Here is a 21,688-nt window from a genome sequence, read left to right on the forward strand (position 1 = left end):
CTACCTTCTCGGACTTGCCGTCATAACGCTTGCGCCATTCGGTGAGGATCTCGTCGCGGTTTTTCGAGGCCCAGGCGAAGTCGTTCTTGATCAGGCGTTGCTCGTAGTCGGCCGGCAGCTCGGTTTGCGGCTTGGCGATGCCAGGCTGGGCGAGTACCGCGAAGTTTTCCTTGTACAGCTCCATGGCCGCCGGGCTTGCGGAGAAGTCGGCGAGTTTCTTCGCAGCGTCTTCATGTGGCGTGCCCTTGATCACGGCGGTGGCTTCGATTTCCCAGCCCAGGCCTTCTTTCGGCAGGATGATGTCCAGCGGCGCGCCCTGGCGCTTCAACTGCACGGCCGGGTATTCGAAGGAGATGCCGATCGGGAATTCGCCGGAAGCGGCCAGCTTGCACGGCTTGGAACCGGAGTGAACGTACTGGCCGATGTTCTGGTGCAGCGCGTCCATGTACTGCCAGCCCTGCTTCTCGCCGAAGGTTTGCAACCAGGCGCTGACATCAAGGAAGCCTGTGCCGGACGAGGCCGGGTTCGGCATGACGATTTTGCCTTTGTATTCAGGCTTGGTCAGGTCCTGCCAGCTCACCGGTTTGGTCAGGCCTTGTTTCTCGGCTTCGACAGTGTTGAAGCAAATAGTCGCGGCCCAAACGTCCATGCCAACCCAGGCTGGCGGGTTGGCGGCATCGCGGTAGTTGCTGCCGATCTTGCCGAGGTCTTTCGGCGCATAGCTTTGCAGCATGCCTTGCTGGTCGAGGATCGCCAGGCTGGATGCGGCCAGGCCCCAGACTGCATCAGCCTGAGGGCGGGCTTTTTCGGCCAGCAGTTTGGCGGTGATGATCCCGGTGGAATCACGCACCCACTTGATCTCGACGTCCGGGTTGGCCTTTTCGAACGCCACTTTGTAGGACGTCAGTTGCTCGGCTTCGAGGGCGGTGTACACGGTCAGTTCGGTTTTCGCAGCAAAGGCGTTCATGCTGAAAGCAGTGAGGACAGCAGCGGCAAGAGCCAAGGGCTTGAACATGGTGCGGTTCCTTTTAAGTGCGGATCAGAGTGCTGTTTGTGGGGGTGAGTGTGTGAGCGGGATCAGTTGCCAGGCGCGGTTTGCCGCCAGGCCTGGGAGCGGCGCAGCAACCCGCGCGAAGCCCAGGCCAGCAGCAGGGAAACGCCCGCCGAGGTGAACAGAATCAGGGTCGACATGGCGGCCGCGCCGCCGACGTTGCCGGCGTCGTCCATGTTCAGTACCGCCACCGCCGCGAGGATGGTGTCGGGGCTGTAGAGGAAGATCGCCGCCGACACCGTGGTCATCGCCGAGACGAACAGGTAGCGCACGATATCCAGCAGCGCCGGCAGGCAAATCGGTACCGTGACGCGCAGGTAGTGGCGGTACAGCGGCGCCTTGAGCGACAGCGCGGCGGCTTCGAACTCGGCGTCGAGTTGACGCAGCGCGGTAGTGGCGGTCATTTGCGCGGTGGTCAAATAGTGAGCAATGGTGCAGACCACCAGCAAGGTCATGGTTCCGTAGAACACGTGCAACGGGTTGCCGGTCAGGTTGAAGAAGAACACGTAGCCCAGGCCCAGCACCAACCCCGGGACCGCCATCGGCACGAAGCTGAGCATGCGTAGTGCCAGGTTCAAGCCGCGCTGGCCACGGGTTTTCTCCATCAGATAGGCGCCGGTGAAAATCAAACCGCTACCGATCAACACCGTGCACAAGGCCATCTTCACGCTGTTGCCGTAGGCCAGCCAGCCACCACCGGCGGTGTCGCCGAACTGATAGTGATTCAGCGACAGCGACAGGTTGTACGGCCAGAACTTCACCAGCGACGAGTACACCGCCATGCCGAACACCAGCAGCAGCGCGGCACAGATCAGCAATACGATGCTCAGGTAGCAACCGTCCCGCAGCCGCGACGGTGCCGGTTGGAAGACTTGTGCCCGACCGCTCATGGAGTCGCCATGACGACGGCGCAACCAGGCGTCGACACCGAAGCTGAACAGTGCCGGCAGCAGCAGAACCATGCCGATCAGTGCGCCGCGACCGAATTGCTGCTGGCCGACCACGGCCTTGTAGGCTTCTAGCGCCAGCACTTGATAGTCGCCACCGACCACCACCGGCACACCGAAATCGGTGATGGTCAGGGTGAACACCAGGCAGAACGCGGCGAACACTGCTTGCCGGGTCGCCGGCCAGGTGATGCTGCGAAAGGCCTTGGCCGGACTGGCGCCCATGCTCGACGCCGCATCGAACAAACGCGCATCCGCCAGGGACAACGCCGAGAGCAGGATCATCAAGGCGTGGGGAAAGGTGTAAATCACTTCACCGAGGACAATGCCCCAGAAGCCGTAAATGTTGTCCGACAGCATCCCGCGCAACATGCCCTGGTTACCGAACAGGTAGACCAACGCAATGCCCGGCAGCATCGACGGCGCCATCAACGGCAGCAGCGACATGCCACGCCAGATGGCCTTGCCGGGAATCAGTGTGCGTTGCAGCGCGTAGGCAAACAGATAAGCCAGCGGTACGACGATGGCCGCGACGCTGAGGGAAACTTTCAGGCTATTGCCCAGCAACCAGTGGAAGTTGTCGCTGGTCAGCAGTTCCCGGGCGGCAACTAATCCACCGCCCTGCCCGGCGTCGCTGCTGAAGCCGCGCCAGAAGATCGCCAGCAGCGGCATCAATACCGCGACGCTGAGCAGGCACAACAGCAACACCTTGCCGCCGACCACAAACACCCGGTCGCCAATCTCGGCACGGGATGTCCGCCGAACCTGCTTGTGCGGTATCGGCAGCGCGATCTGCGTGCTCATCAGGCAAACACCTGCAAGCTGCGCGGTGGCAAGGCGACCATGATGTCCTGCGCGCCAAGGCGCGGCATGGCTTCAGGCGCCAGCTCAGCGAGCAGCGCATGACCCGGCAGTTGGTTGAGCTCGAAGCTCATCCGGCAGCGATTGCCCAAGAAGGTGATTTCACGAACCTTGGCCGGGAACAGATTTTCCTCATGCACCGGTGGGTTGACGTTGATCGCCTCCGGGCGGCAGAAGAGTCGGCCCGAAGCGGCTTTGCCGGAGTTGTCGGCCAGCCGCACATTCATCCCGCCGACCTGCGCATGGCTGTCGCTGTTGCGCTGGAACGGCAGCCAGTTGCCCTGCCCGACGAACTCGGCGACGAACGGCGTGGCCGGTCGGTTGTAGATTTCCTGGGGCGTGGCGTACTGCTCGACCTTGCCGTTGTTCATCACGGCGATACGGTCGGCCATCAGCATGGCCTCGTCCTGGTTGTGAGTAACCATCAAGGTGGTGATGCCGAGGTTGCGCTGCAATTGGCGCAACTCGGTACACAGATGCTCGCGAACCCGGGCGTCGAGGGCCGACATCGGCTCATCCAGCAGCAGCAACGACGGTGCCGGCGCCAAAGCCCGGGCCAGCGCCACGCGCTGTTGCTGACCGCCGGACAATTGACCGGGGTATTTCTTTTCGCTGCCGATCAGGCCCACCAGTTCGAGCATTTGCGCCACGCGCTTGCGCACTTCATCGCGGCCACTGCCGGCCAGGCCGTAGGCAATGTTGGCTTCGACGGTGAGGTTGGGGAACAGCGCGTAGGACTGGAACAGAATGCCGTAGTCCCGAGCCTGTGGTGCCAGCAAGGAAACATCCCGATCACCGAGGTACAACTCGCCACGGTCCTGGCGCTCGAGGCCGGCGATGCAACGCAGCAAGGTGGTTTTGCCGCAGCCGGAAGGCCCGAGCAGGCACACCAGTTCGCCAGCAGCGACATCCAGCGAAACGTTATCCAGCGCAGTGAAGGCGCCGAAGCGTTTCTCGATACCGCGCACCTTCATCGGCGCACCTGGAAAGACCTGGGCAGTTGCGTTCGGGTTGTTCATGGACGGACCTCATCAAGCAGATGAAGGTCATCCTAGGTTTGTAATGCGTCCGTCATGTGGCAGTGAGGCAAAAACGGCCGATAGTGGTATTCGGGGATTTGGGTTCAAGTCATGCGTAGCGTGAACTGGCGCCATCGCGAGCAGGCTCGCTCCCACAGTTGACCGCATTCCCCTGTGGGAGCGAGCCTGCTCGCGATGAGGCCCATGCAGGCAATGGAGATCTCAGGCTGGAGCCATTTCCTGCGCCAACCCAAGAAACGCTGCCGGCAGGCGTGCACCTTTGCGCTCTTTGAGGCAGTAGAGGTATTCGGGGATCTGCGGGGCGTTTTCCAGGGTCAGTACCCGCAATTGCGGGTCATGGGGCACTTCCTGGCGGGCGATGATGCTGATGCCGATGTTGCGCAGCACCGCTTCACGGATCGACTCACGGCTGCCGATCTCCAGCAGCGGGCCGAAATCCACTCCGGCACTCGCCAACAACTCTTCAGTCAGGCGACGAGTGGTCGAACCGGGTTCACGCATCAGCAAGGTATGCCCGACCAGCGCACTCAGCGGCACATGATCATGCACCGCCAGCGGATGGTTGCGGTGCACCGCAAGCACCAGCGGGTCGCTGCCCAGCACGCGGCGAATCAACCGCGAGTCTTCAAGCAACTGCGATGACGCGGCGATGTCGACCCGGTATTCCTCAAGGGATTCGAGCACCTGCTGGGAGTTGCCGATTTCTACCGACACCTCCACGTGCGGCAAGCGCTCGCGAAAAGTCTTCACCAGGTCGAGGATGTAATACGGCGCGGTGGCGGCGATGCGCAATGCGCCCTGGACCTGACCGCTGTTGCGCAGGAAGAACTCGATATCGGCCTCCTGCTGCAACAACGTTTTGACCATCGGCAGCAACCGTGCGCCGTCCTCGCTGACCGTCAGCCGACGCCCGCCGCGATAGAACAGTTCAACCGAGTACTGGCTTTCCAGATGACGAATCTGAGTCGTCACTGTGGGTTGGCTCAGGCCGAGCTTTTTCGCCGCCAGGGTGATGCTCCCCAAACGCGCGACCATGTAAAAAGCCTTCAGCTCGGCACTCAGCACTTAGGGGGCGCTCTCAATTAGTTTCCTCATCGCGTTGTCGCCTTAAAGCGGGCCAGGCAAGGCGCAGGCCGCTGGTAATGGTTGTTCCCTTTCCAAGGCCTGCAACGCAGCCTGGCCCGCTTTAAGGCACAACCCGAAGGGCCGGGCCTGCTGTTGTGCAGGGCTGCGTTGCTCGAAGCTTATTTGGAATGACCAAACCACGCTACTCGCGCCTTGCCCTGCACAACAGCAGACCCGGCGCGGTGTGGAAACTAATTGAGAACACCCCCTAACCCTCGCATCGATTATTTGCGCAACAGGCGCAGACCGTTGAACACCACCAGCAGGGCCACGCCCATGTCGGCAAATACCGCCATCCACATGGTGGCGAGACCCACGAAGGTTACCCCAAGAAAGATCGCCTTGATGATCAATGCCAACGCGATATTTTGCGTGAGGATATTCGAGGTCTGCCGCGACAAGCGGATAAACGCTGGTATTTTGCGAAGATCGTCGTCCATCAGGGCGACATCGGCGGTTTCAATCGCGGTATCGGTGCCGGCGGCGGCCATGGCGAAACCGATCTGCGCACGGGCCAGCGCCGGCGCATCGTTGATGCCATCGCCCACCATGCCGACCCGATGACCTTGGGCGTACAAGGTTTCGATGGCTTTGAGCTTGTCGGTCGGCAGCAGGTCGCCTTGCGCCTGATCGATGCCCACCTGGGCGGCAATCGCCCGAGCGGTATGCGGGTTGTCGCCGGTCAGCATCAAGGTCTTGATGCCCAGCTCATGCAGCTGCTGGATGGCCTCACGGCTGGACGCCTTGACCGTATCGGCCACCGCGAACAGCGCCAGGGGGCCAGAACTATCAAGCAACAGCACCACGGTCTTGCCCTGCTCTTCGAGGGCAAACAGTTTTTCTTCCAGGGCTGGCGAGCACAGGCCCAGCTCTTCCACCAAGCGATGGTTACCCAGGTGGTAAACCTGACCATTGATCTCACCGCGCACACCACGGCCGGCCAGCGCTTCGAAGTTATCCACAGCGAGCAGCGTCAGCTGTTTATCCACAGCCGCGTTGGCGATGGCCAGTGAGACCGGGTGATCCGAACGCCCGGCGAGGCTCGCAGCCAGAACTTGTGCGGTGCTTTCAACCGTTGGCTCCAAAGACAGGTAGTCGGTCTGCACCGGTTTGCCATGGGTGATGGTGCCGGTCTTGTCCAGCGCCAGGTAATCCAGCTTGTGCCCGCCCTCCAGGTACACACCGCCCTTGATCAGAATACCTTTGCGCGCCGCAGCCGCCAGGCCGCTGACGATGGTCACCGGGGTGGAAATCACCAGTGCGCAGGGGCACGCCACCACCAGCAGCACCAGTGCGCGGTAGATCCAGTCGAACCAGGCCGCGCCCATGAACAGTGGCGGGATGAGTGCCACGGCCAAGGCGAAGATAAACACCACCGGCGTGTAGATTTTCGAGAAGCGGTCGACGAAGCGTTGGGTCGGCGCCCGCGCGCCCTGGGCGGCTTCCACGGCATGAATGATCCGCGCCAGGGTCGAGTTGTTGGCGGCGGCGGTCACTTTGAATTCCAGGGAACCGGCCTGGTTGATGGTCCCGGCGAAGACTTTGTCGCCGACGGTTTTCTCGACGGGCAGGCTTTCACCGGTGATCGGCGCCTGGTCGATGGTCGAGCTGCCGGACAGCACTTCGCCATCCAGGCCTACACGCTCACCGGGACGAACCCGCACTCGCGCACCCAACTCGATGCTTTTAACGTCCTGCTCGAGCCAGCTGCCGTCGGCCTGCTGCACGGTAGCTTGCTCGGGAGTCATCTGCATCAGACCGCTGATGGCATGGCGCGCGCGGTCCAGGGATTTGGCTTCGATCAACTCGGCCACGGTAAACAGGAACATCACCATCGCCGCTTCCGGCCATTGGCCGATCAGCACAGCACCGGTCACCGCGATGCTCATCAGCGCGTTGATGTTCAGGTTGAGGTTCTTCAGGGCGATCCAGCCCTTTTTGTAGGTGCCCAAACCACCGCTGAGGATCGAAATCAACGCAACGATGGCCACCACCCAGGTCGGCGCGGCGTTGGTGAAGTGAATCACTTCGGCCGCCAAGGCACCGATACCCGACAGCGCCAATGGCCACCAGGGTTTTTTCACCGGTGCCGGACTGGCTTGCGCATCCGCGCCCTGCTCAATGGGTTCGGCCAACATGCCGATGGACTTGATGGCGTCGATGATCGGCGCGGTGCTCGGCAGGTCGTGGGTCACGCCCAGTACGCGGTTGATCAGGTTGAATTCCAGTTGCTGCACACCCGTAAGCTTGCCCAGTTTGTTCTGGATCAGCGTCTGCTCGGTCGGGCAGTCCATGGCGTCGATGCGGAAACGGCTCAGGCGCGCGCCGTCGGTCGGCGTTTCACTGAGCTTGATCACTGAAGGTGCTGCGGCGCTGGAACAGCAAGCGCCGCCGTGACTGGCGTGATCATGCTTGTGAACCGGCTTAAGCTTTGGCTCGTGGCTGTGATCGTGATCGTGATCGTGATCGTGATCAGCGTGGGGTTTGTGGGTGTGCAGGGAATCGCTCATAAGGTCGCGTCCGAAAAGGTGCCTGTTGCCAAGTGAACACCCTGTAGCCACTATAGGGTCAAGCAGCCAAACGGAGATGATTGAAATGAAGATCGGTGAATTGGCGAAACTGACCGACTGCCAGGTCGAAACCATCCGTTATTACGAGCGCGAAGGTCTGTTGCCGGAACCTGCCCGCAGTGAAGGCAATTACCGCTTGTACACCCAGGCCCACACCGAACGCCTGACCTTTATCCGCAACTGCCGTACGCTGGACATGACCCTCGAAGAAATCCGCAGCCTGCTCGGCCTGCGCGACAGCCCGCAGGATCAATGCGAAAGCGTCAACGCGCTGATCGACGAGCACATCCGCCACGTCAAAGCGCGAATCGACGGTTTGCTGGCCTTGCAGACACAGTTGCTGGAGTTGCGCCAGAGCTGCAGCGAGCGGCCGGATATCGAACAGTGCGGGATTTTGCAGCAGCTGGAAGTCAGCGGTGGCGTGGTGGCGAGCGAAGCCGAGCATTCCCATGTCGGCAGAAGCCACGGGCATTAAGCGGTCCGGCGCAGCACAAGCAAGAGCATGGCGAAACCGGCCAGCACCGCTCCCGTCAAAAACGTACTTTGCGCCCCAACGGTTTGCCACAGCCAACCGGCGAGAACACTGGCGAGCAGCAGGCAAACGCCGCTGATCAGATTGAAGATGCCGAACGCCGTGCCTTTCAGTTCGTTGGGGGCGGTGTCGGCGATCAGTGTGGCGAGGATGCCTTGGCTAAACCCCATGTGCAGACCCCACAAGGCCACCCCCAAGAGCATCGTCAGGGTCGAACGGGATTGAGCGAGCACCAGATCTGCGAGCACCAGCAGCCCCATGCCAAGACAAAGCAGTTTGGGCCGGCTGATGCGATCGGAGAGCCGGCCGGCCGGGTAAGCAGACACTGCATAAAACACCGACATGACCACCATCACCAGCGGCACCCAAGTGGTCGACAAACCCATCTGCTGCGCCCGCAACACCAGAAACGCCTCGCTGAAACGTGCCAGCGTAAACACGCCTCCGATGACGACCACCCACCAATACCCGGACGAGAAGTCGTGAAGGACTCGCCAATGAATGGGTGATCGAAACGTGTGTTTGCCGGTGGCGCGTTCAGGCTCTTCGACCCCCATGACAATCAGCGCGACCGCGATGGCCGCCGGGATCACGGCGAACCACAACACCTGCTGGATATCGGCGAGCCAGAGCATCAGCACAATGGCCAGCGCAGGACCGACAAAGGCGCCGACGGTGTCCATCGACTGGCGCAAACCGAAACAGGCACCGCGAATCTCCAGCGGCGCGATATCCGCCACCAGGGCATCGCGCGGCGCGCCACGAATGCCCTTGCCGATTCGGTCCAGAAAGCGCGCGGTGAACACTACCTCCACCGAATGAGCCAGCGGGAACAGCGGCTTGGACAACGCGGCCATACCGTATCCAAGTAGCAGCAAGCCTTTGCGCCGACCGATAAAGTCGCTGATGGCACCGGAGAAGACTTTGACCAGCATCGCCGTCGCCTCGGCGATGCCCTCGATGACGCCGACGGTCAGCGCGCTCGCGCCCAGCGTCGTGACCAGAAACACCGGCAGCAGGCTGTGCACCAGCTCAGACGAAACATCCATGAACAGGCTGACAAAGCCCAAGGCCCAAATGGTCCGCGGAATACCAAGCGCTTCCGTTTTGGCCTTTTTCACGTGTTTATCCTGTAGTGCTCCAGGGCCCCATCAAGGGCTGCGACCAGCCCCTATGGCTGAATATTGCGCCGAGCGAGTGCTGGCAATACTCGCAGGTACACACGCTCAAGAACGTCGAGCAACTGCTCACCCAGTTGCCTGCAGCCCAACACTTCCCGCACCAGCCAGGCGCTGGCCAGCGAAACCAGCAACGACCCGGCAATATCGAATGGAAAGTGCACGCCCACGTAGACACGCGCCCAGCCAACCAATGCCCCCAGCAGCAGAACCAGCCAACCCAGCTTGCGCAGCGATGCCAGTATCAAGCCAAAGGCCAGCGAGAACATCACCGTGGCGTGGTCACTGGGGAACGATGACTCGGCGGCATGCTCCAGGAAGTTTTGCCCCAAGCCCAACATGAACGGACGAGGGTGGAACCAAAGGCTGCTGATCAGCAGGTTGCAGCCCAGCGCAAAAACGATACTCAGCGTCGCGGTGACCGCCACCGCCCGCTGCTGGCGTGTCCCTCGCAGCCACAAGCCCGCCAGCAAAAGCGGTACGCCGTAGATCAGCCACTGCGCGAGAAACATCGCCAAAAACCGCATTGGCGCCGAGGCATCCGCGCTGGCGTTGATCGCCAGGAACAGGCTGCGATTGAGTTCTTCCACAAAGAGACGCCATTCAGATCATCAGAAAACACCACGCCGCGATAACGCGGTGAGCGGTACACATCATAGTAGTTGCAATCGCCCGGACAGTCGGAGCACTCCGCAATCCGGGCTTCAGGCGTTTGACACCTGTTTACTACAAGTCCTGCGGCCACACGGCACGTCAGCGACCCGGTTGAAGCACGCCGTCAATTCGAGCGTTCGACAGTGTCAGACTGCGCTTTCTGACTGCTCGCTACGGCCTGTGCATGTTCAGACTGCTGATAGTGAACCATCGCCACATCGCGGGCGGCGTCCATTCGGGCCTGGACCTTATCGCCACCACCTTCGGCCATCGCAGCCACAGAAGCGCACATCAGGGAAACGACCAAAAAAGCTTTCAGGGATTTCATCAGGGACTCTCCAGTTAGTTGGGTTCTGCCAGCACATTTGCTTGCTGACTGGAGCTCATCCTATAGGGCGCTATTTATCGGCCCTTTCCCCGGGAGATGAATTTTCTGACATGTAGACTTTTAGATTCGCTCTGCTGCGTAAGAGCTGGCGATTGATCGTTCCCACGCGCGTGGGAACGATCTTCAGGGCTAGACCGCCATTGGTGCGGTCATGGGGGCGTGGTGTTCGTAACCTTCCAGCGAGAAGTCGCTCGGTTCGATCTGTTCCAGCCACTCCGGCTGATAGACACCGGTCTTGGCAAACTCCGGCACACGCTCGGAAATCACCAGTTTGGGCATCGGGAACGGCTCGCGCTTGAGCTGTTCGTTGAGCATGTCCAAGTGGTTTTCGTAAACGTGGGCGTCACCGATGAAATAGGTGAACCAGCGCGGCGTGTAACCGGTCAGGCGACCGATCAGGCTCAACAGCGCGGCACCTTCGGTGAGGTTGAACGGCGTGCCCAGCCCCAGGTCGTTGGAGCGGATGTAGAGCGTCAGGGAAATCTCTTTGGTCTCGACATTCGGGTGGAACTGATACAGCAGGTGGCACGGCGGCAAGGCCATTTCATCGAGCTGGGCGACGTTCCAGCCGTGGAACAGGATGCGGCGGCTACCCGGGTCCTTGATGATGGTGTCGACGCACTGGCGAATCTGGTCGATCGCCTTGTACAGCACCACATAGGCCTGGCCGTCTTCTTCACCTTCGGCGATCTGACGATAACCCTGGCTCAGCGTCTGCTCGATGGCGGCCTGGTTGCTGACCGGGATCTGCTTGTACGCCGGCCATTTGCGCCATTGCACGCCGTAGATCTCGCCCAGGTCGTCGTCGCCCTGACGAAACGGGTTGGCCAGCCACTGGGCGTTTTCGTTGGCATTCTGGTCCCAGACCTTGCAGCCCAACGCACGGAACTCAGCCGCGTTGTTCACGCCCCGCAGGAAGCCGACCATTTCGCCGATGGCCGATTTGAAGGCCATCTTGCGGGTGGTGATCGCCGGAAAACCTTCTTTCAGGTCATAGCGCAGCATCGCGCCGGGAAAGCTGATGGTGTTCACGCCGGTGCGGTTGGCCTGCTTGGTCCCATTCTTGATGACGTGGGCGACCAGATCGAGATATTGCTTCATGAGTTACCTGTGTCCTTGAACGCAGGGTCGTGACCCTGTGTTCCGAATGTAGAGCGCGGCGCCTTAAGACGCCGGAGTAGCGGGCGCTGCCGGGGCGCGGTTGTACGCCAGCCAGAGCAGGAACAGCCCACCGATGATCATCGGGATGCACAGAATCTGCCCCATGGTCACCCAGCCGAACGCCAGGTAGCCCAGCTGCGCATCCGGCACGCGCACCAGTTCGACGACAAAACGGAAGATCCCGTAGAACAGCGCGAACATCCCGGAAACCGCCATGGTTGGCCGCGGCTTGCGCGAGAACAGCCAAAGAATGACGAACAAGGCCACGCCTTCGAGGGCGAACTGGTACAGCTGCGACGGGTGGCGCGGCAACTGCGCCGGGTCACTGAACGGCGGGAAGATCATCGCCCATGGCAGGTCGGTCGGTTTGCCCCACAACTCGGCGTTGATGAAGTTACCGATACGCCCGGCACCCAGGCCGATCGGTACCATCGGTGCGACGAAGTCCATCAGTTGGAAGAACGACTTGCCGTTCTTTTTGCCGAACCACAGGGCCGCCAGCATCACGCCGATAAACCCGCCGTGGAACGACATGCCACCCTTCCACACTTCAAAAATCAGCGTCGGGTTGGCGATGTAGGCGCTCAGATCGTAAAACAGCACATAACCCAATCGGCCGCCGACTATCACACCCATCGACATCCAGAAGATCATGTCGGAGAGCTTCTCCTTGGTCCAGGTCGGGTCGAAGCGGTTCAACCGACGCGACGCCAGCATCCAGGCGCCGCCGATGCCGATCAGGTACATCAGGCCGTACCAGTGGATTTTCAGCGGGCCGATGGCCAGGGCCACCGGGTCAATCTGCGGGTAAGGCAGCATTGCGACTCCTCGTTAGAGTTGAAACCTAAAATTCCTGGCGCGACCGTGCCACGCCGGGATTAAGCCAGGATTGCGTCATGGCTCGCAGCAAATGGCTCAGAGCAGAAAGCTCAAACCCACGCAAAACAGCAACGCGGCAAACAGTCTTTTCAGCAAACGCGGCGATAGCTTGTGGGCCAGTCGCGCACCGATGCGGGCAAAGACCATGCTGGTCAGGGCGATGCCCAGCAGCGCCGGTAAATAAATGAACCCGAGACTATGAGCCGGAAGACGTGGATCGTGCCAGCCCAGAATCATGAAACTTAATGCACTGACGAGCGCAATCGGCAGACCGCAGGCCGAAGACGTGGCCACTGCTTGCTGCATCGGCACACTGCGCCAGGTCAGAAACGGCACCGTCAACGAGCCTCCGCCGACCCCGAAAATCGCCGACGCCCAACCGATCACACTGCCGGCCAGGGTCAGACCGAATTTGCCGGGCACCGTTCGGCTGGCCTTGGGTTTGACCTCCAGCGCCAGCTGCACGGCAACGATCAACGCGAACACGCCAATGATCTTCTGCAAGTTCGGCCCCGATATGGCTTCGGCAGTCAGTGCGCCAAAACCCGCGCCGATCAGAATGCCAAGGGTCATCCAGACAAAGATCGGCCAGCGCACCGCGCCCTTGCGCTGATGTTCGCGCACCGCATTGACCGAGGTGAAGATGATCGTCGCCAACGACGTACCGACGGCCAAGTGAGTCAGCACCGAGGCATCAAAGCCCTGCAAGGTGAAACTGAACACCAGCACCGGAACAATGATGATCCCGCCACCCACCCCAAACAACCCGGCCAGCACACCTGCGCAGGCGCCCAGCGCCAGATAGAGCGGAAATTCCATGGCTGCATCCCAAAATAAGTGCGGCATGGTAACGGATGCACGGCCTCAAGCTCCACTGGATGGCGATGGATACCCGCCGGTTCTGTGCGTAGAGTGAGCAAAAAAGCAACGAGTGATCACCCCATGTGCTTGATCGTCTTCGCCTGGCGGCCGGGTCACGCCCAACCGCTGATCGTCGCGGCTAACCGTGACGAGTTCTACGCACGCCCCAGCCTGCCGCTGGCGCAATGGCCCGAAGCGCCGCAGGTATACGCCGGGCGCGACCTGGAGGCCGGGGGCACCTGGCTGGGTATCGGCGCCGACGGGCGCTTCGCTGCACTGACCAACATCCGCAACCCGCACCAGCTGCCGGCACGCAAATCGCGAGGCGAGCTGGTGGCGCGCTTTCTCACTGGCGACTTGCCGATTGCTGAGTATTTGGCCGACGTCGTCGACCGATCAGCGGAATATGCCGGGTTTAACCTGCTGGTCGGCAATCATCATGAACTGTGGCACTACAACGCGCGGGAGCCTGGGCCAGTCAAACTGCAACCAGGGATCCATGGGCTGTCGAATGCCGGGCTTGATACGCCGTGGCCGAAGGTGCTCAAGGCCAAGGCGGCGTTGAGTGAAGTACTGGCTGATCCGCAGCCACAGGCTTTGCTGGCCCTTTTAGGCGACCCGCAAACGGCACCGTTCGCCGATTTGCCGGATACCGGCGTTGGGCTGGCGACCGAGAGTTTGCTGTCGAGCGTGTTTATTGCCAGCCCCACGTATGGCACGCGAGCGAGTACGGCGCTGATTGTTCAGGCGGACGGGACGCGGCTGATGGTCGAAAGAAGTTTCGGGCCGTATGGCGGGCATCTTGGGGAAGTGGAAATCAGGGATTAGGCGGCGTCGGCACTGACGCCATCGCGAGCAGGCTCGCTCCCACATTTGGACTTCGGTGTTCACAAATTGTGTGTTCACAGTAGATCCAGTGTGGGAGCGAGCCTGCTCGCGATGAGGCCGTCAGCGTTTTAGAGGGGCTTGATCGCCGCCGGATTGATCATCCGCGCCAACCCAAGGTTCTTCAGCGCCAGTTGCAGCGAGCTGTGGATCACTTGCGGGTTGTCGATGGTCATCAGCTCGGCGAGCAGATCCCTGGCCCAGCTGAGGTTGACCTGGCGCAGCATCCACTTCACTTTCGGCAAGTTGGTGGCGTTCATCGACAGGCTGTCGAAACCCATCGCCATCAACAGCACCGCTGCCGCCGGGTCACCGGCCATCTCGCCACAGATACTCACCGGCTTGCCTTCGGCATGCGCGTCGCGCACCACGTTCTGCAAGGCTTGCAGGACTGCCGGGTGCAGGTAGTCGTAGAGATCGGCAACCCGTGGGTTGTTACGGTCCACGGCCAGCAGGTACTGGGTCAGGTCGTTGGAGCCGACCGACAGGAAGTCCACCTGCCGTGCCAGTTCCTTGGTCTGGTACACCGCTGCCGGAATCTCGATCATCACGCCAACCGGGGGCATCGGCACGTCGGTGCCTTCGTCGCGCACTTCACCCCAGGCGCGGTGAATCAGGTGCAGGGCTTCTTCCAGCTCATGGATGCCGGAGATCATCGGCAGCAGAATGCGCAGGTTGTTCAGGCCTTCGCTGGCCTTGAGCATCGCACGGGTCTGCACCAGGAAGATTTCCGGGTGGTCGAGGGTCACGCGGATCCCGCGCCAGCCGAGGAACGGGTTGTCTTCCTTAATCGGGAAGTACGACAGTGACTTGTCGCCGCCGATGTCCAGGCTGCGCATGGTCACCGGTTGCGGATGGAAGGCCGCCAGTTGCTCGCGATAAATCGCCAGCTGCTCCTTTTCGCTCGGGAAGCGCTGATTGATCATGAACGGCACTTCGGTGCGGTACAGACCCACGCCTTCGGCACCGCGCTTCTGCGCCCGCGCCACGTCCGCCAGCAGGCCGGTGTTGACCCACAGCGGCATGCGGTGACCGTCCAGGGTCACGCACGGCAAATCGCGCAGTGCATCCAGCCCCAGCGCCAGTTGCTTCTCTTCCTCGACCACGTCGGCGAACTGCTTGCACAGCACGTCGCTCGGGTTGGTGTAGACCTCGCCGTGGTAGCCGTCGACGATCATCTGGATGCCGTCGACCTTGGAATACGGCAGGTCGACCAGGCCCATCACCGTCGGGATGCCCATGGCTCGCGCCAGGATCGCCACGTGGGAGTTGCCGGAACCGAGTACCGACACCAGACCCACCAGCTTGCCTTCCGGCACCTCGCCGAGCATCGCCGGCGTCAGTTCTTCGCTGATCAGAATGGTGTTGTCGGGGTAGACCAGCGTCTGCTGACGTTCTTCCTGCAAGTAAGCCAGCAGGCGTCGGCCGAGGTCTTTGACGTCCGAGGCGCGCTCACGCAGGTAGGCGTCGTCCATCAATTCGAAACGGTTGACGTGATCGGTGACCACCTGACGCAATGCGCCCTGGGCCCACTGGCCGGTCTTGATCACGGTGGTCACTTCGCTGCCCAGCGAAGCGTCGTCGAGCATCATCAGGTAGACGTCGAACAGCGCCCGTTCTTCTGGCCGCAGTTGCGTAGCGAGCTTGGCGGACAGCGCGCGCATGTCGGCGCGTACACCTTCGATGGCCGTCTTGAACAGCCCCAGCTCAGCGTCGATGTCGGTGATGGTCTTGTCAGGCACCACGTCCAGATCGGCTGGCGGCAGCATGACCACCGCCGTACCGACCGCCGCACCAGGCGAACCGGGTACGCCGACGAACTTGGCTTCCTGAATGCCTTTGCCCTGGCGCCCCAGACCACGGATCGAGCCGGTGGCCTCGGCGTGGGCGATAACGCCCGCGAGCTGGGCACTCATGGTCACCAGGAAGGCTTCTTCACCTTCGTCGAACTGGCGGCGTTCTTTTTGCTGAATGACCAATACGCCGACGACGCGGCGGTGGTGAATGATCGGGGCACCGAGGAACGAGGCATACCGCTCTTCACCGGTTTCGGCGAAGTAGCGATAGCGCGGGTGATCCGCGGCGTTTTCGAGGTTAAGGGGTTCTTCACGCGTGCCGACCAGGCCGACCAGACCTTCGTTGGGCGCCATGCTGACCTTGCCGATCGAGCGCTTGTTCAAGCCCTCGGTGGCCATCAGCACGAAGCGGTTGGTCTCGGGGTCCAGCAGGTAGACCGAGCAGACCTGGCTGCCCATGGCCTCTTTGACGCGCAATACAATAATCCCCAACGCCGCCTTGAGATCCTTGGCGGAGTTAACTTCCTGGACGATCTTGCGCAGCGTATTGAGCATGGCTCGGGGTCGAACTCCGTCGTCAGTCGCGCGCTAAAAGGCGCGGGGCAAGCTCTTTGAGAGCGCGGCGATAAACCTCGCGCTTGAATGTCACCACCTGGCCCAACGGATACCAATAACTGACCCAGCGCCAGCCATCGAACTCCGGTTTACCGGTCAAATCCATCCGCACCCGCTGCTCGTTAGAGACCAGGCGCAGGAGAAACCACTTCTGTTTCTGGCCGATGCACAGCGGTTGGCTGTGCGTTCTGACCAGGCGTTGCGGCAAACGATAGCGCAACCAGCCCCGGGTACAGGCGAGAATTTCAACATCTTCGCGCTCCAGCCCCACTTCTTCGTTCAACTCGCGGTACAAGGCGTCTTCCGGCGTCTCTTGCGGGTTGATACCCCCTTGAGGAAACTGCCAGGCATCTTGATTGATACGGCGAGCCCATAGCACCTGGCCGGCATCATTCGTGAGAATGATCCCGACATTGGGGCGGAAACCATCGGGGTCGATCACGGCAACAACCTCGCAAACGCATGTCGCCGCATTGTTCCACAAAGGTTGTGAAGGCGGCAACGAAGCTTCCTACGTTATGTGCACTCTTGTGAAAAGACCGTATTCTGGACGCCTTTTTACAGACTTTTCAGCGAGTAACTGCAATGCGTCTGGCTTTATTCGACTTGGACAACACACTTTTGGGCGGCGACAGTGATCACGCGTGGGGCGATTACCTGTGCGAACGCGGTTTCCTCGACGCCGTCGCCTACAAAACGCGCAACGATGAGTTCTATCAGGACTACCTGGCCGGCAAGCTGGACAACGCCGCGTACCTGAACTTTTGCCTGGAAGTTCTCGGTCGTACCGAGATGGCCGTGCTGGACGAATGGCATCGCGACTACATGCGCGACTGTATCGAACCGATCGTGCTGCCCAAGGGTCTCGAGTTGCTGGCCAAGCACCGGGCGGCCGGCGACAAACTGGTGATCATCACCGCCACCAACCGCTTCGTCACCGGGCCGATTGCCAAGCGTCTGGGCGTTGAAACCCTGATTGCCACTGAATGCGAAATGATTGACGGCCGCTACACCGGACGCAGCACCGACGTGCCGTGCTTCCGTGAAGGCAAGGTGACGCGCTTGAATCGTTGGCTGGAAGAGACCGGGATGTCGCTTGAAGACAGCTATTTCTATAGCGATTCGATGAACGATCTGGCGCTGCTGGAGGAAGTCGCAAACCCGGTGGCCGTGGACCCGGACCCGAATTTGCGGGCCGAGGCACAGAAGCGTGGCTGGCCGGTAATCACTCTGCGCGACTGAAATCGCTTTCGCGAGCAGGCTCGCTCCCACAGTGGATCTGCTGTGAACACACAATTTGTGAACACCAAAGATCAAATGTGGGAGCGAGCCTGCTCGCGATGGGATCGACTCGGTCCAACGCCTTAAACAGGCTTCGCGCCCATCAACCCGGCAATCGCGATAAAGCAGACAAAACTGAACAGCGCCAAGGCGAACGTGAACTTGCCGTTGCCTCCCGGTGCAGTACGCAGCCTGTTAAGCCGCACCAGCAACCAGAACATAGCCAGAGCGCCAACGGTGTAGATCACGCTGGATGCCAGCAGCCAGGTCTGCCCCAGCGGCCAGCCCACCAGGTGCACCATCCACCATCCCGTGAACGGCATGCTCAGCAACGCCAGGCCCATCACCAGCCAGACAAACGCCCAGGGCCGTTGCAGGGTGCGGGTGTGTGCCGTCGCGTCACCGTTGCGGCGCGTGCGCCAGACCCAGATCGCCAGACCCAGCGCACCGACCAGCAACAGTACCGTCGCCAGGACATGAGCCACTTTCAGGGTGGTTAACGTTTCCATGGTTCGAATCCCTTATGACCTGCCCATCAGCGTAGACGCTCAGCCGAGGAACAGCTGATACGCCGGGTTGTCGCTCTCATCCCAATACGGGTAACCGATTTCTGCCAGCGCCGCCGGCACCAGATGGCGCTCTTCGTGCGGCACTTGCAGACCGGCAACCACCCGACCATCGGCCGCGCCGTGGTTGCGGTAGTGGAACATCGAGATATTCCAGCGCCCGCCGAGCTTGTTGAGGAAGTTGAACAGTGCGCCCGGACGTTCCGGGAACTCGAAGCGCAACACCACTTCATCGACGACATGTGCCGCGCGGCCGCCGACCATGTGGCGAATGTGCAACTTGGCCAGTTCGTTGTCGGTCAGGTCGAGCACCGGGAAACCTTGCTCGGTCAGACTGGCGACCAGTGCGCTGCGTGGATCGTTTTCCGGGTGCGTCTGTACGCCAACGAAGATGTGCGCTTCGCTGCCGGTGTTGTAGCGGTAGTTGAATTCGGTGATCTGGCGCTTGCCAACGGCTTCGCAGAACGCCTTGAAGCTGCCAGGCTTCTCGGGGATGGTCACGGCGATGATCGCTTCACGGCCTTCACCCAACTCGGCACGCTCGGCGACGTGGCGCAGGCGGTCGAAGTTGACGTTGGCGCCGGAGTCGATAGCCACCAGGGTCTGTCCGGTCACGCCGTACAGCTCGACGTACTTCTTGATCCCGGCCACGCCCAGGGCGCCGGCAGGTTCAGTGATCGAGCGAGTATCGTCGTAGATATCCTTGATCGCCGCACAGATCTCGTCGGTACTGACGGTGATCACTTCATCAACGTAGTCTTTGCAGATGTCGAAGGTGTGCTTGCCGATCTGCGCCACCGCCACGCCATCGGCAAAGATGCCCACGGTCGGTAGCACCACGCGTTCGCCGGCCGCCATGGCCGCTTGCAGGCAGTTGGAGTCGTCCGGCTCGACGCCGATGATCTTGATCTCGGGCCGCAGGTACTTCACGTACGCCGCAATCCCGGCGATCAGGCCGCCACCGCCCACCGGGACGAAAATCGCATCAAGCGGGCCTGGGTGCTGGCGCAGAATCTCCATCGCCACGGTGCCCTGCCCGGCAATGGTGTGCGGATCATCGTAAGGGTGGATGTAGACGTAATCCTTTTCGTCGACCAGTTTCAGCGAGTAGGCCAGGGCTTCCGGGAAAGAATCCCCGTGCAGCACCACTTTGCCGCCGCGCGAACGCACGCCTTCGACCTTGATCTCAGGGGTGGTCTTGGGCATGACGATGGTCGCTTTCACGCCCAACACCTTGGCCGCGAGCGCCAGCCCCTGTGCGTGGTTACCCGCCGAGGCGGTGACCACGCCACGGGCGCGCTCTTCATCGCTCAATTGGGTCAGCTTGTTGTAAGCGCCGCGAATCTTGAACGAGAACACCGGCTGCAAGTCTTCGCGCTTGAGCCAAATCGTGTTGCCCAGCCGCTCGGAGAGCTGGCGAGCAGTCTGCAACGGGGTTTCTACGGCAACGTCATAAACGCGCGAGGTGAGGATCTTTTTGACGTACTGTTCGAGCATCGGAAAGCATCACTGAGCGGGTTGGGCAGGGCCAAGGAGTCTAACCCGGCTTTTGGCCGGGCGACCACACGAATCCAGAGGTATTACAGCGATTTTGTGGCGAGGGAGCTTGCTCCCGCTCGGCTGCGCAGCAGTCGTAGAATCTGAGTCCCAGGTTCTTCAGGTTCAACTATTCAGCCTTGTTGCGACCGCTTCGCGCTCGAGCGGGAGCAAGCTCCCTCGCCACAGAAGCCTCCTCGCATGCCATACATACTCATTGGCCAAACGGGCAATGACCTTCCCCGCCCCGGCGCCTATAATGCGGGCCTTTCGTTCCCCTCGCCCGCTTCCGGAGCCCGCATGACCCAGGATCAACTCAAACAGGCAGTGGCCCAGGCCGCCGTCGACTTCATCCTTCCAAAACTCGACGACAAGAGCATCGTCGGGGTCGGCACCGGTTCCACCGCCAACTGCTTCATCGACGCACTGGCCCTGCACAAGGGGGCCTTCGACGGCGCGGTTGCCAGCTCCGAAGCCACCGCCGCGCGCCTCAAGGGCCACGGGATTCCGGTGTATGAGCTCAACACCGTCAGCGACCTGGAGTTCTACGTCGACGGCGCCGATGAAAGCGACGAGCACCTGAACCTGATCAAGGGCGGTGGCGCCGCCCTGACCCGCGAGAAAATCGTTGCGGCCGTAGCCAAGACCTTCATCTGCATCGCCGACGCCAGCAAACTGGTGCCGGTTCTGGGTGCTTTCCCGCTGCCGGTCGAAGTGATCCCGATGGCCCGCAGCCACGTGGCCCGCGAGCTGGTGAAACTGGGCGGCGACCCGGTGTACCGTGAAGGCGTGTTGACCGACAACGGCAACATCATCCTCGACGTGTTCAACATGCAGATCACCAACCCGGTTGAACTCGAGACCCAAATCAACGCCATCGTCGGTGTGGTCACCAACGGCCTGTTCGCCGCCCGTCCGGCAGATGTACTGCTGTTGGGCACGAGCGAAGGCGTAAAAACCCTGCGCGCCAAGTAAGCAACGCTAGGCCCTGTGGCGAGGGAGCTTGCTCCCGGCGGCTGGATTGGGAGTGCTCCGCACTCCAGCGGGAGCAAGCTCCCTCGCCACAGGCGGTTTCAGATCAGCGAACGCTACTGTTGAAGCTGCCGGCGCCCGGCAGTTCCAGCACCAGTTCATCACCCACGTTCAGCGGACCGACGCCGACCGGGGTGCCGGTCATGATCACGTCGCCGGCTTGCAGCGAGAAGCAGCCCGCCATGTGCTGGATCATCGGCACGATCGGGTTGAGCATCGCGCTGCTGTTACCGTCCTGGCGAACTTCACCGTTGATGGTCAGGCGGATACCGATATCGGTCAGGTCCGGGAAGGTGCTGCCGACCACGAACGGTGCCAGCACGCAGGCGCCGTCGAACGACTTGGCGATTTCCCATGGCAGACCTTTGGACTTGAGCTCGGCCTGCTTGTCGCGCAAGGTCAGGTCCAGCCCCGGTGCAAATCCGGAGATCGCATCCAGCACTTCTTCGCGGCTCGGTTTGGTCGACAACGGCTTGCCGATCAACACGGCGATTTCCGCTTCATAGTGCACCGAACCACGCTCGGTCGGAATCGCAAAACCACCTTCCAGCGCTACCACGCAACTGCCCGGCTTGATGAACAACAGCGGCTCGGTTGGCACCGGGTTATCCAGTTCCTTGGCGTGTTCGGCGTAGTTACGCCCGATGCACACCACTTTCCCGACCGGGAAATGAATACGCGTACCGTCGACATACTGGTGCTGATAGCTCATTTACCGACTCCTGCCTTA

At 61.3% G+C, this 21,688-nt stretch carries 20 protein-coding genes; 4 read left to right on the plus strand and 16 right to left on the minus strand.

Translation table 11 applies throughout. The annotated features are described in order from the left end of the window. From NTD87_RS09295 to NTD87_RS09315, 5 genes are all read right to left on the minus strand, one after another. The coding region (locus NTD87_RS09295; protein ID WP_262113435.1) for a putative 2-aminoethylphosphonate ABC transporter substrate-binding protein at positions 1-1,015 on the minus strand (1,015 nt) is incomplete at its 3' end. 62 nt (positions 1,016-1,077) lie between these two features. Then, entirely contained in the window at positions 1,078-2,802 is a 1,725-nt protein-coding gene (locus NTD87_RS09300; RefSeq protein WP_262113436.1) for a putative 2-aminoethylphosphonate ABC transporter permease subunit, read from the minus strand. After that, positions 2,802-3,878 carry a putative 2-aminoethylphosphonate ABC transporter ATP-binding protein gene (locus tag NTD87_RS09305; protein ID WP_262113437.1) on the minus strand — a complete coding sequence of 359 codons (1,077 nt, stop codon included), beginning with the start codon at positions 3,876-3,878 and terminating at the stop codon, positions 2,802-2,804. Before NTD87_RS09305 ends, NTD87_RS09300 begins: the two co-directional genes overlap by 1 nt. Before the next feature lie 222 nt (positions 3,879-4,100). Continuing rightward, positions 4,101-4,964, minus strand: coding sequence for a LysR family transcriptional regulator (locus tag NTD87_RS09310; protein ID WP_262113439.1), 864 nt, complete (start codon positions 4,962-4,964; stop codon positions 4,101-4,103). A 284-nt stretch (positions 4,965-5,248) separates the two neighbouring features. Beyond that, the gene (locus NTD87_RS09315; protein ID WP_262113441.1) at positions 5,249-7,534 is read right to left on the minus strand and encodes a heavy metal translocating P-type ATPase; all 2,286 of its coding nucleotides are present in this window, start codon (positions 7,532-7,534) and stop codon (positions 5,249-5,251) included. An 85-nt stretch (positions 7,535-7,619) separates the two neighbouring features. On the opposite strand from NTD87_RS09315, the gene cadR reads away from it, so the two are divergent. After that, positions 7,620-8,069, plus strand: coding sequence for a Cd(II)/Pb(II)-responsive transcriptional regulator (gene cadR / locus NTD87_RS09320; RefSeq protein WP_262113443.1), 450 nt, complete (start codon positions 7,620-7,622; stop codon positions 8,067-8,069). Here cadR and NTD87_RS09325 read toward each other — a convergent pair. From NTD87_RS09325 to NTD87_RS09350, 6 genes are all read right to left on the minus strand, one after another. After that, complete coding sequence (locus NTD87_RS09325; protein WP_262113445.1) at positions 8,066-9,247, minus strand: MFS transporter; 1,182 nt, start codon at positions 9,245-9,247, stop codon at positions 8,066-8,068. The two genes, cadR and NTD87_RS09325, sit on opposite strands and share 4 nt — an antisense overlap. Before the next feature lie 50 nt (positions 9,248-9,297). After that, a complete protein-coding gene (locus tag NTD87_RS09330) occupies positions 9,298-9,894 on the minus strand; it encodes an undecaprenyl-diphosphatase (protein ID WP_262113447.1) in 597 nt (198 codons plus the stop codon). Between the two features lie 188 nt (positions 9,895-10,082). Continuing rightward, complete coding sequence (locus NTD87_RS09335; RefSeq protein ID WP_019694124.1) at positions 10,083-10,286, minus strand: co-regulatory protein PtrA N-terminal domain-containing protein; 204 nt, start codon at positions 10,284-10,286, stop codon at positions 10,083-10,085. A gap of 189 nt (positions 10,287-10,475) precedes the next feature. Next, positions 10,476-11,447 carry a thymidylate synthase gene (locus NTD87_RS09340; protein WP_262113448.1) on the minus strand — a complete coding sequence of 324 codons (972 nt, stop codon included), beginning with the start codon at positions 11,445-11,447 and terminating at the stop codon, positions 10,476-10,478. 63 nt (positions 11,448-11,510) lie between these two features. Continuing rightward, positions 11,511-12,326 carry a prolipoprotein diacylglyceryl transferase gene (gene lgt, locus NTD87_RS09345; RefSeq protein ID WP_262113449.1) on the minus strand — a complete coding sequence of 272 codons (816 nt, stop codon included), beginning with the start codon at positions 12,324-12,326 and terminating at the stop codon, positions 11,511-11,513. Positions 12,327-12,422: 96 nt separating this feature from the next. Further along, complete coding sequence (locus tag NTD87_RS09350) at positions 12,423-13,205, minus strand: sulfite exporter TauE/SafE family protein (protein WP_262113452.1); 783 nt, start codon at positions 13,203-13,205, stop codon at positions 12,423-12,425. Positions 13,206-13,328: 123 nt separating this feature from the next. Between NTD87_RS09350 and NTD87_RS09355 the strand changes: the two genes are divergently transcribed. After that, positions 13,329-14,075 (plus strand): NRDE family protein, encoded by a 747-nt coding sequence (locus NTD87_RS09355; protein ID WP_262113454.1) that lies wholly within the window; start codon positions 13,329-13,331, stop codon positions 14,073-14,075. 128 nt (positions 14,076-14,203) lie between these two features. On the opposite strand, the gene ptsP is transcribed toward NTD87_RS09355, so the two are convergent. Further along, the gene (gene ptsP / locus NTD87_RS09360; protein WP_262113457.1) at positions 14,204-16,483 is read right to left on the minus strand and encodes a phosphoenolpyruvate--protein phosphotransferase; all 2,280 of its coding nucleotides are present in this window, start codon (positions 16,481-16,483) and stop codon (positions 14,204-14,206) included. A gap of 22 nt (positions 16,484-16,505) precedes the next feature. Next, complete coding sequence (locus NTD87_RS09365; RefSeq protein ID WP_008064982.1) at positions 16,506-16,985, minus strand: RNA pyrophosphohydrolase; 480 nt, start codon at positions 16,983-16,985, stop codon at positions 16,506-16,508. A gap of 143 nt (positions 16,986-17,128) precedes the next feature. On the opposite strand from NTD87_RS09365, the gene NTD87_RS09370 reads away from it, so the two are divergent. After that, the gene (locus NTD87_RS09370; protein ID WP_262113458.1) at positions 17,129-17,785 is read left to right on the plus strand and encodes an HAD family hydrolase; all 657 of its coding nucleotides are present in this window, start codon (positions 17,129-17,131) and stop codon (positions 17,783-17,785) included. A gap of 122 nt (positions 17,786-17,907) precedes the next feature. On the opposite strand, the gene NTD87_RS09375 is transcribed toward NTD87_RS09370, so the two are convergent. Together NTD87_RS09375 and ilvA are read right to left on the minus strand one after the other, a co-directional pair. Then, complete coding sequence (locus tag NTD87_RS09375) at positions 17,908-18,333, minus strand: DUF2269 domain-containing protein (protein WP_262113459.1); 426 nt, start codon at positions 18,331-18,333, stop codon at positions 17,908-17,910. A 39-nt stretch (positions 18,334-18,372) separates the two neighbouring features. After that, positions 18,373-19,887 carry a threonine ammonia-lyase, biosynthetic gene (ilvA, locus tag NTD87_RS09380; RefSeq protein WP_262113460.1) on the minus strand — a complete coding sequence of 505 codons (1,515 nt, stop codon included), beginning with the start codon at positions 19,885-19,887 and terminating at the stop codon, positions 18,373-18,375. Positions 19,888-20,226: 339 nt separating this feature from the next. Here ilvA and rpiA point away from each other — a divergent pair, with 339 nt between their 5' ends. Continuing rightward, complete coding sequence (rpiA, locus tag NTD87_RS09385; protein ID WP_216743980.1) at positions 20,227-20,901, plus strand: ribose-5-phosphate isomerase RpiA; 675 nt, start codon at positions 20,227-20,229, stop codon at positions 20,899-20,901. Between the two features lie 103 nt (positions 20,902-21,004). Here the strand turns inward: rpiA and NTD87_RS09390 are convergent, their stop codons facing one another. Further along, a complete protein-coding gene (locus tag NTD87_RS09390; protein ID WP_262113463.1) occupies positions 21,005-21,670 on the minus strand; it encodes a fumarylacetoacetate hydrolase family protein in 666 nt (221 codons plus the stop codon). Between the last annotated feature and the right edge of the window lie 18 nt (positions 21,671-21,688).

This window comes from Pseudomonas sp. 6D_7.1_Bac1 (assembly GCF_025465945.1).
Lineage (GTDB): Bacteria > Pseudomonadota > Gammaproteobacteria > Pseudomonadales > Pseudomonadaceae > Aquipseudomonas.

Coding starts and splice junctions, on each gene's coding strand:
- NTD87_RS09300 (WP_262113436.1), bottom strand. CDS start 2,802: ATGAGCACGCAGATCGCGCTGCCGATACCGCACAAGCAGGTTCGGCGG.
- NTD87_RS09305 (WP_262113437.1), bottom strand. CDS start 3,878: ATGAACAACCCGAACGCAACTGCCCAGGTCTTTCCAGGTGCGCCGATG.
- NTD87_RS09315 (WP_262113441.1), bottom strand. CDS start 7,534: ATGAGCGATTCCCTGCACACCCACAAACCCCACGCTGATCACGATCAC.
- cadR (WP_262113443.1), top strand. CDS start 7,620: ATGAAGATCGGTGAATTGGCGAAACTGACCGACTGCCAGGTCGAAACC.
- NTD87_RS09335 (WP_019694124.1), bottom strand. CDS start 10,286: ATGAAATCCCTGAAAGCTTTTTTGGTCGTTTCCCTGATGTGCGCTTCT.
- NTD87_RS09340 (WP_262113448.1), bottom strand. CDS start 11,447: ATGAAGCAATATCTCGATCTGGTCGCCCACGTCATCAAGAATGGGACC.
- lgt (WP_262113449.1), bottom strand. CDS start 12,326: ATGCTGCCTTACCCGCAGATTGACCCGGTGGCCCTGGCCATCGGCCCG.
- NTD87_RS09350 (WP_262113452.1), bottom strand. CDS start 13,205: ATGGAATTTCCGCTCTATCTGGCGCTGGGCGCCTGCGCAGGTGTGCTG.
- NTD87_RS09355 (WP_262113454.1), top strand. CDS start 13,329: ATGTGCTTGATCGTCTTCGCCTGGCGGCCGGGTCACGCCCAACCGCTG.
- ptsP (WP_262113457.1), bottom strand. CDS start 16,483: ATGCTCAATACGCTGCGCAAGATCGTCCAGGAAGTTAACTCCGCCAAG.
- NTD87_RS09370 (WP_262113458.1), top strand. CDS start 17,129: ATGCGTCTGGCTTTATTCGACTTGGACAACACACTTTTGGGCGGCGAC.
- NTD87_RS09375 (WP_262113459.1), bottom strand. CDS start 18,333: ATGGAAACGTTAACCACCCTGAAAGTGGCTCATGTCCTGGCGACGGTA.
- ilvA (WP_262113460.1), bottom strand. CDS start 19,887: ATGCTCGAACAGTACGTCAAAAAGATCCTCACCTCGCGCGTTTATGAC.
- rpiA (WP_216743980.1), top strand. CDS start 20,227: ATGACCCAGGATCAACTCAAACAGGCAGTGGCCCAGGCCGCCGTCGAC.
- NTD87_RS09390 (WP_262113463.1), bottom strand. CDS start 21,670: ATGAGCTATCAGCACCAGTATGTCGACGGTACGCGTATTCATTTCCCG.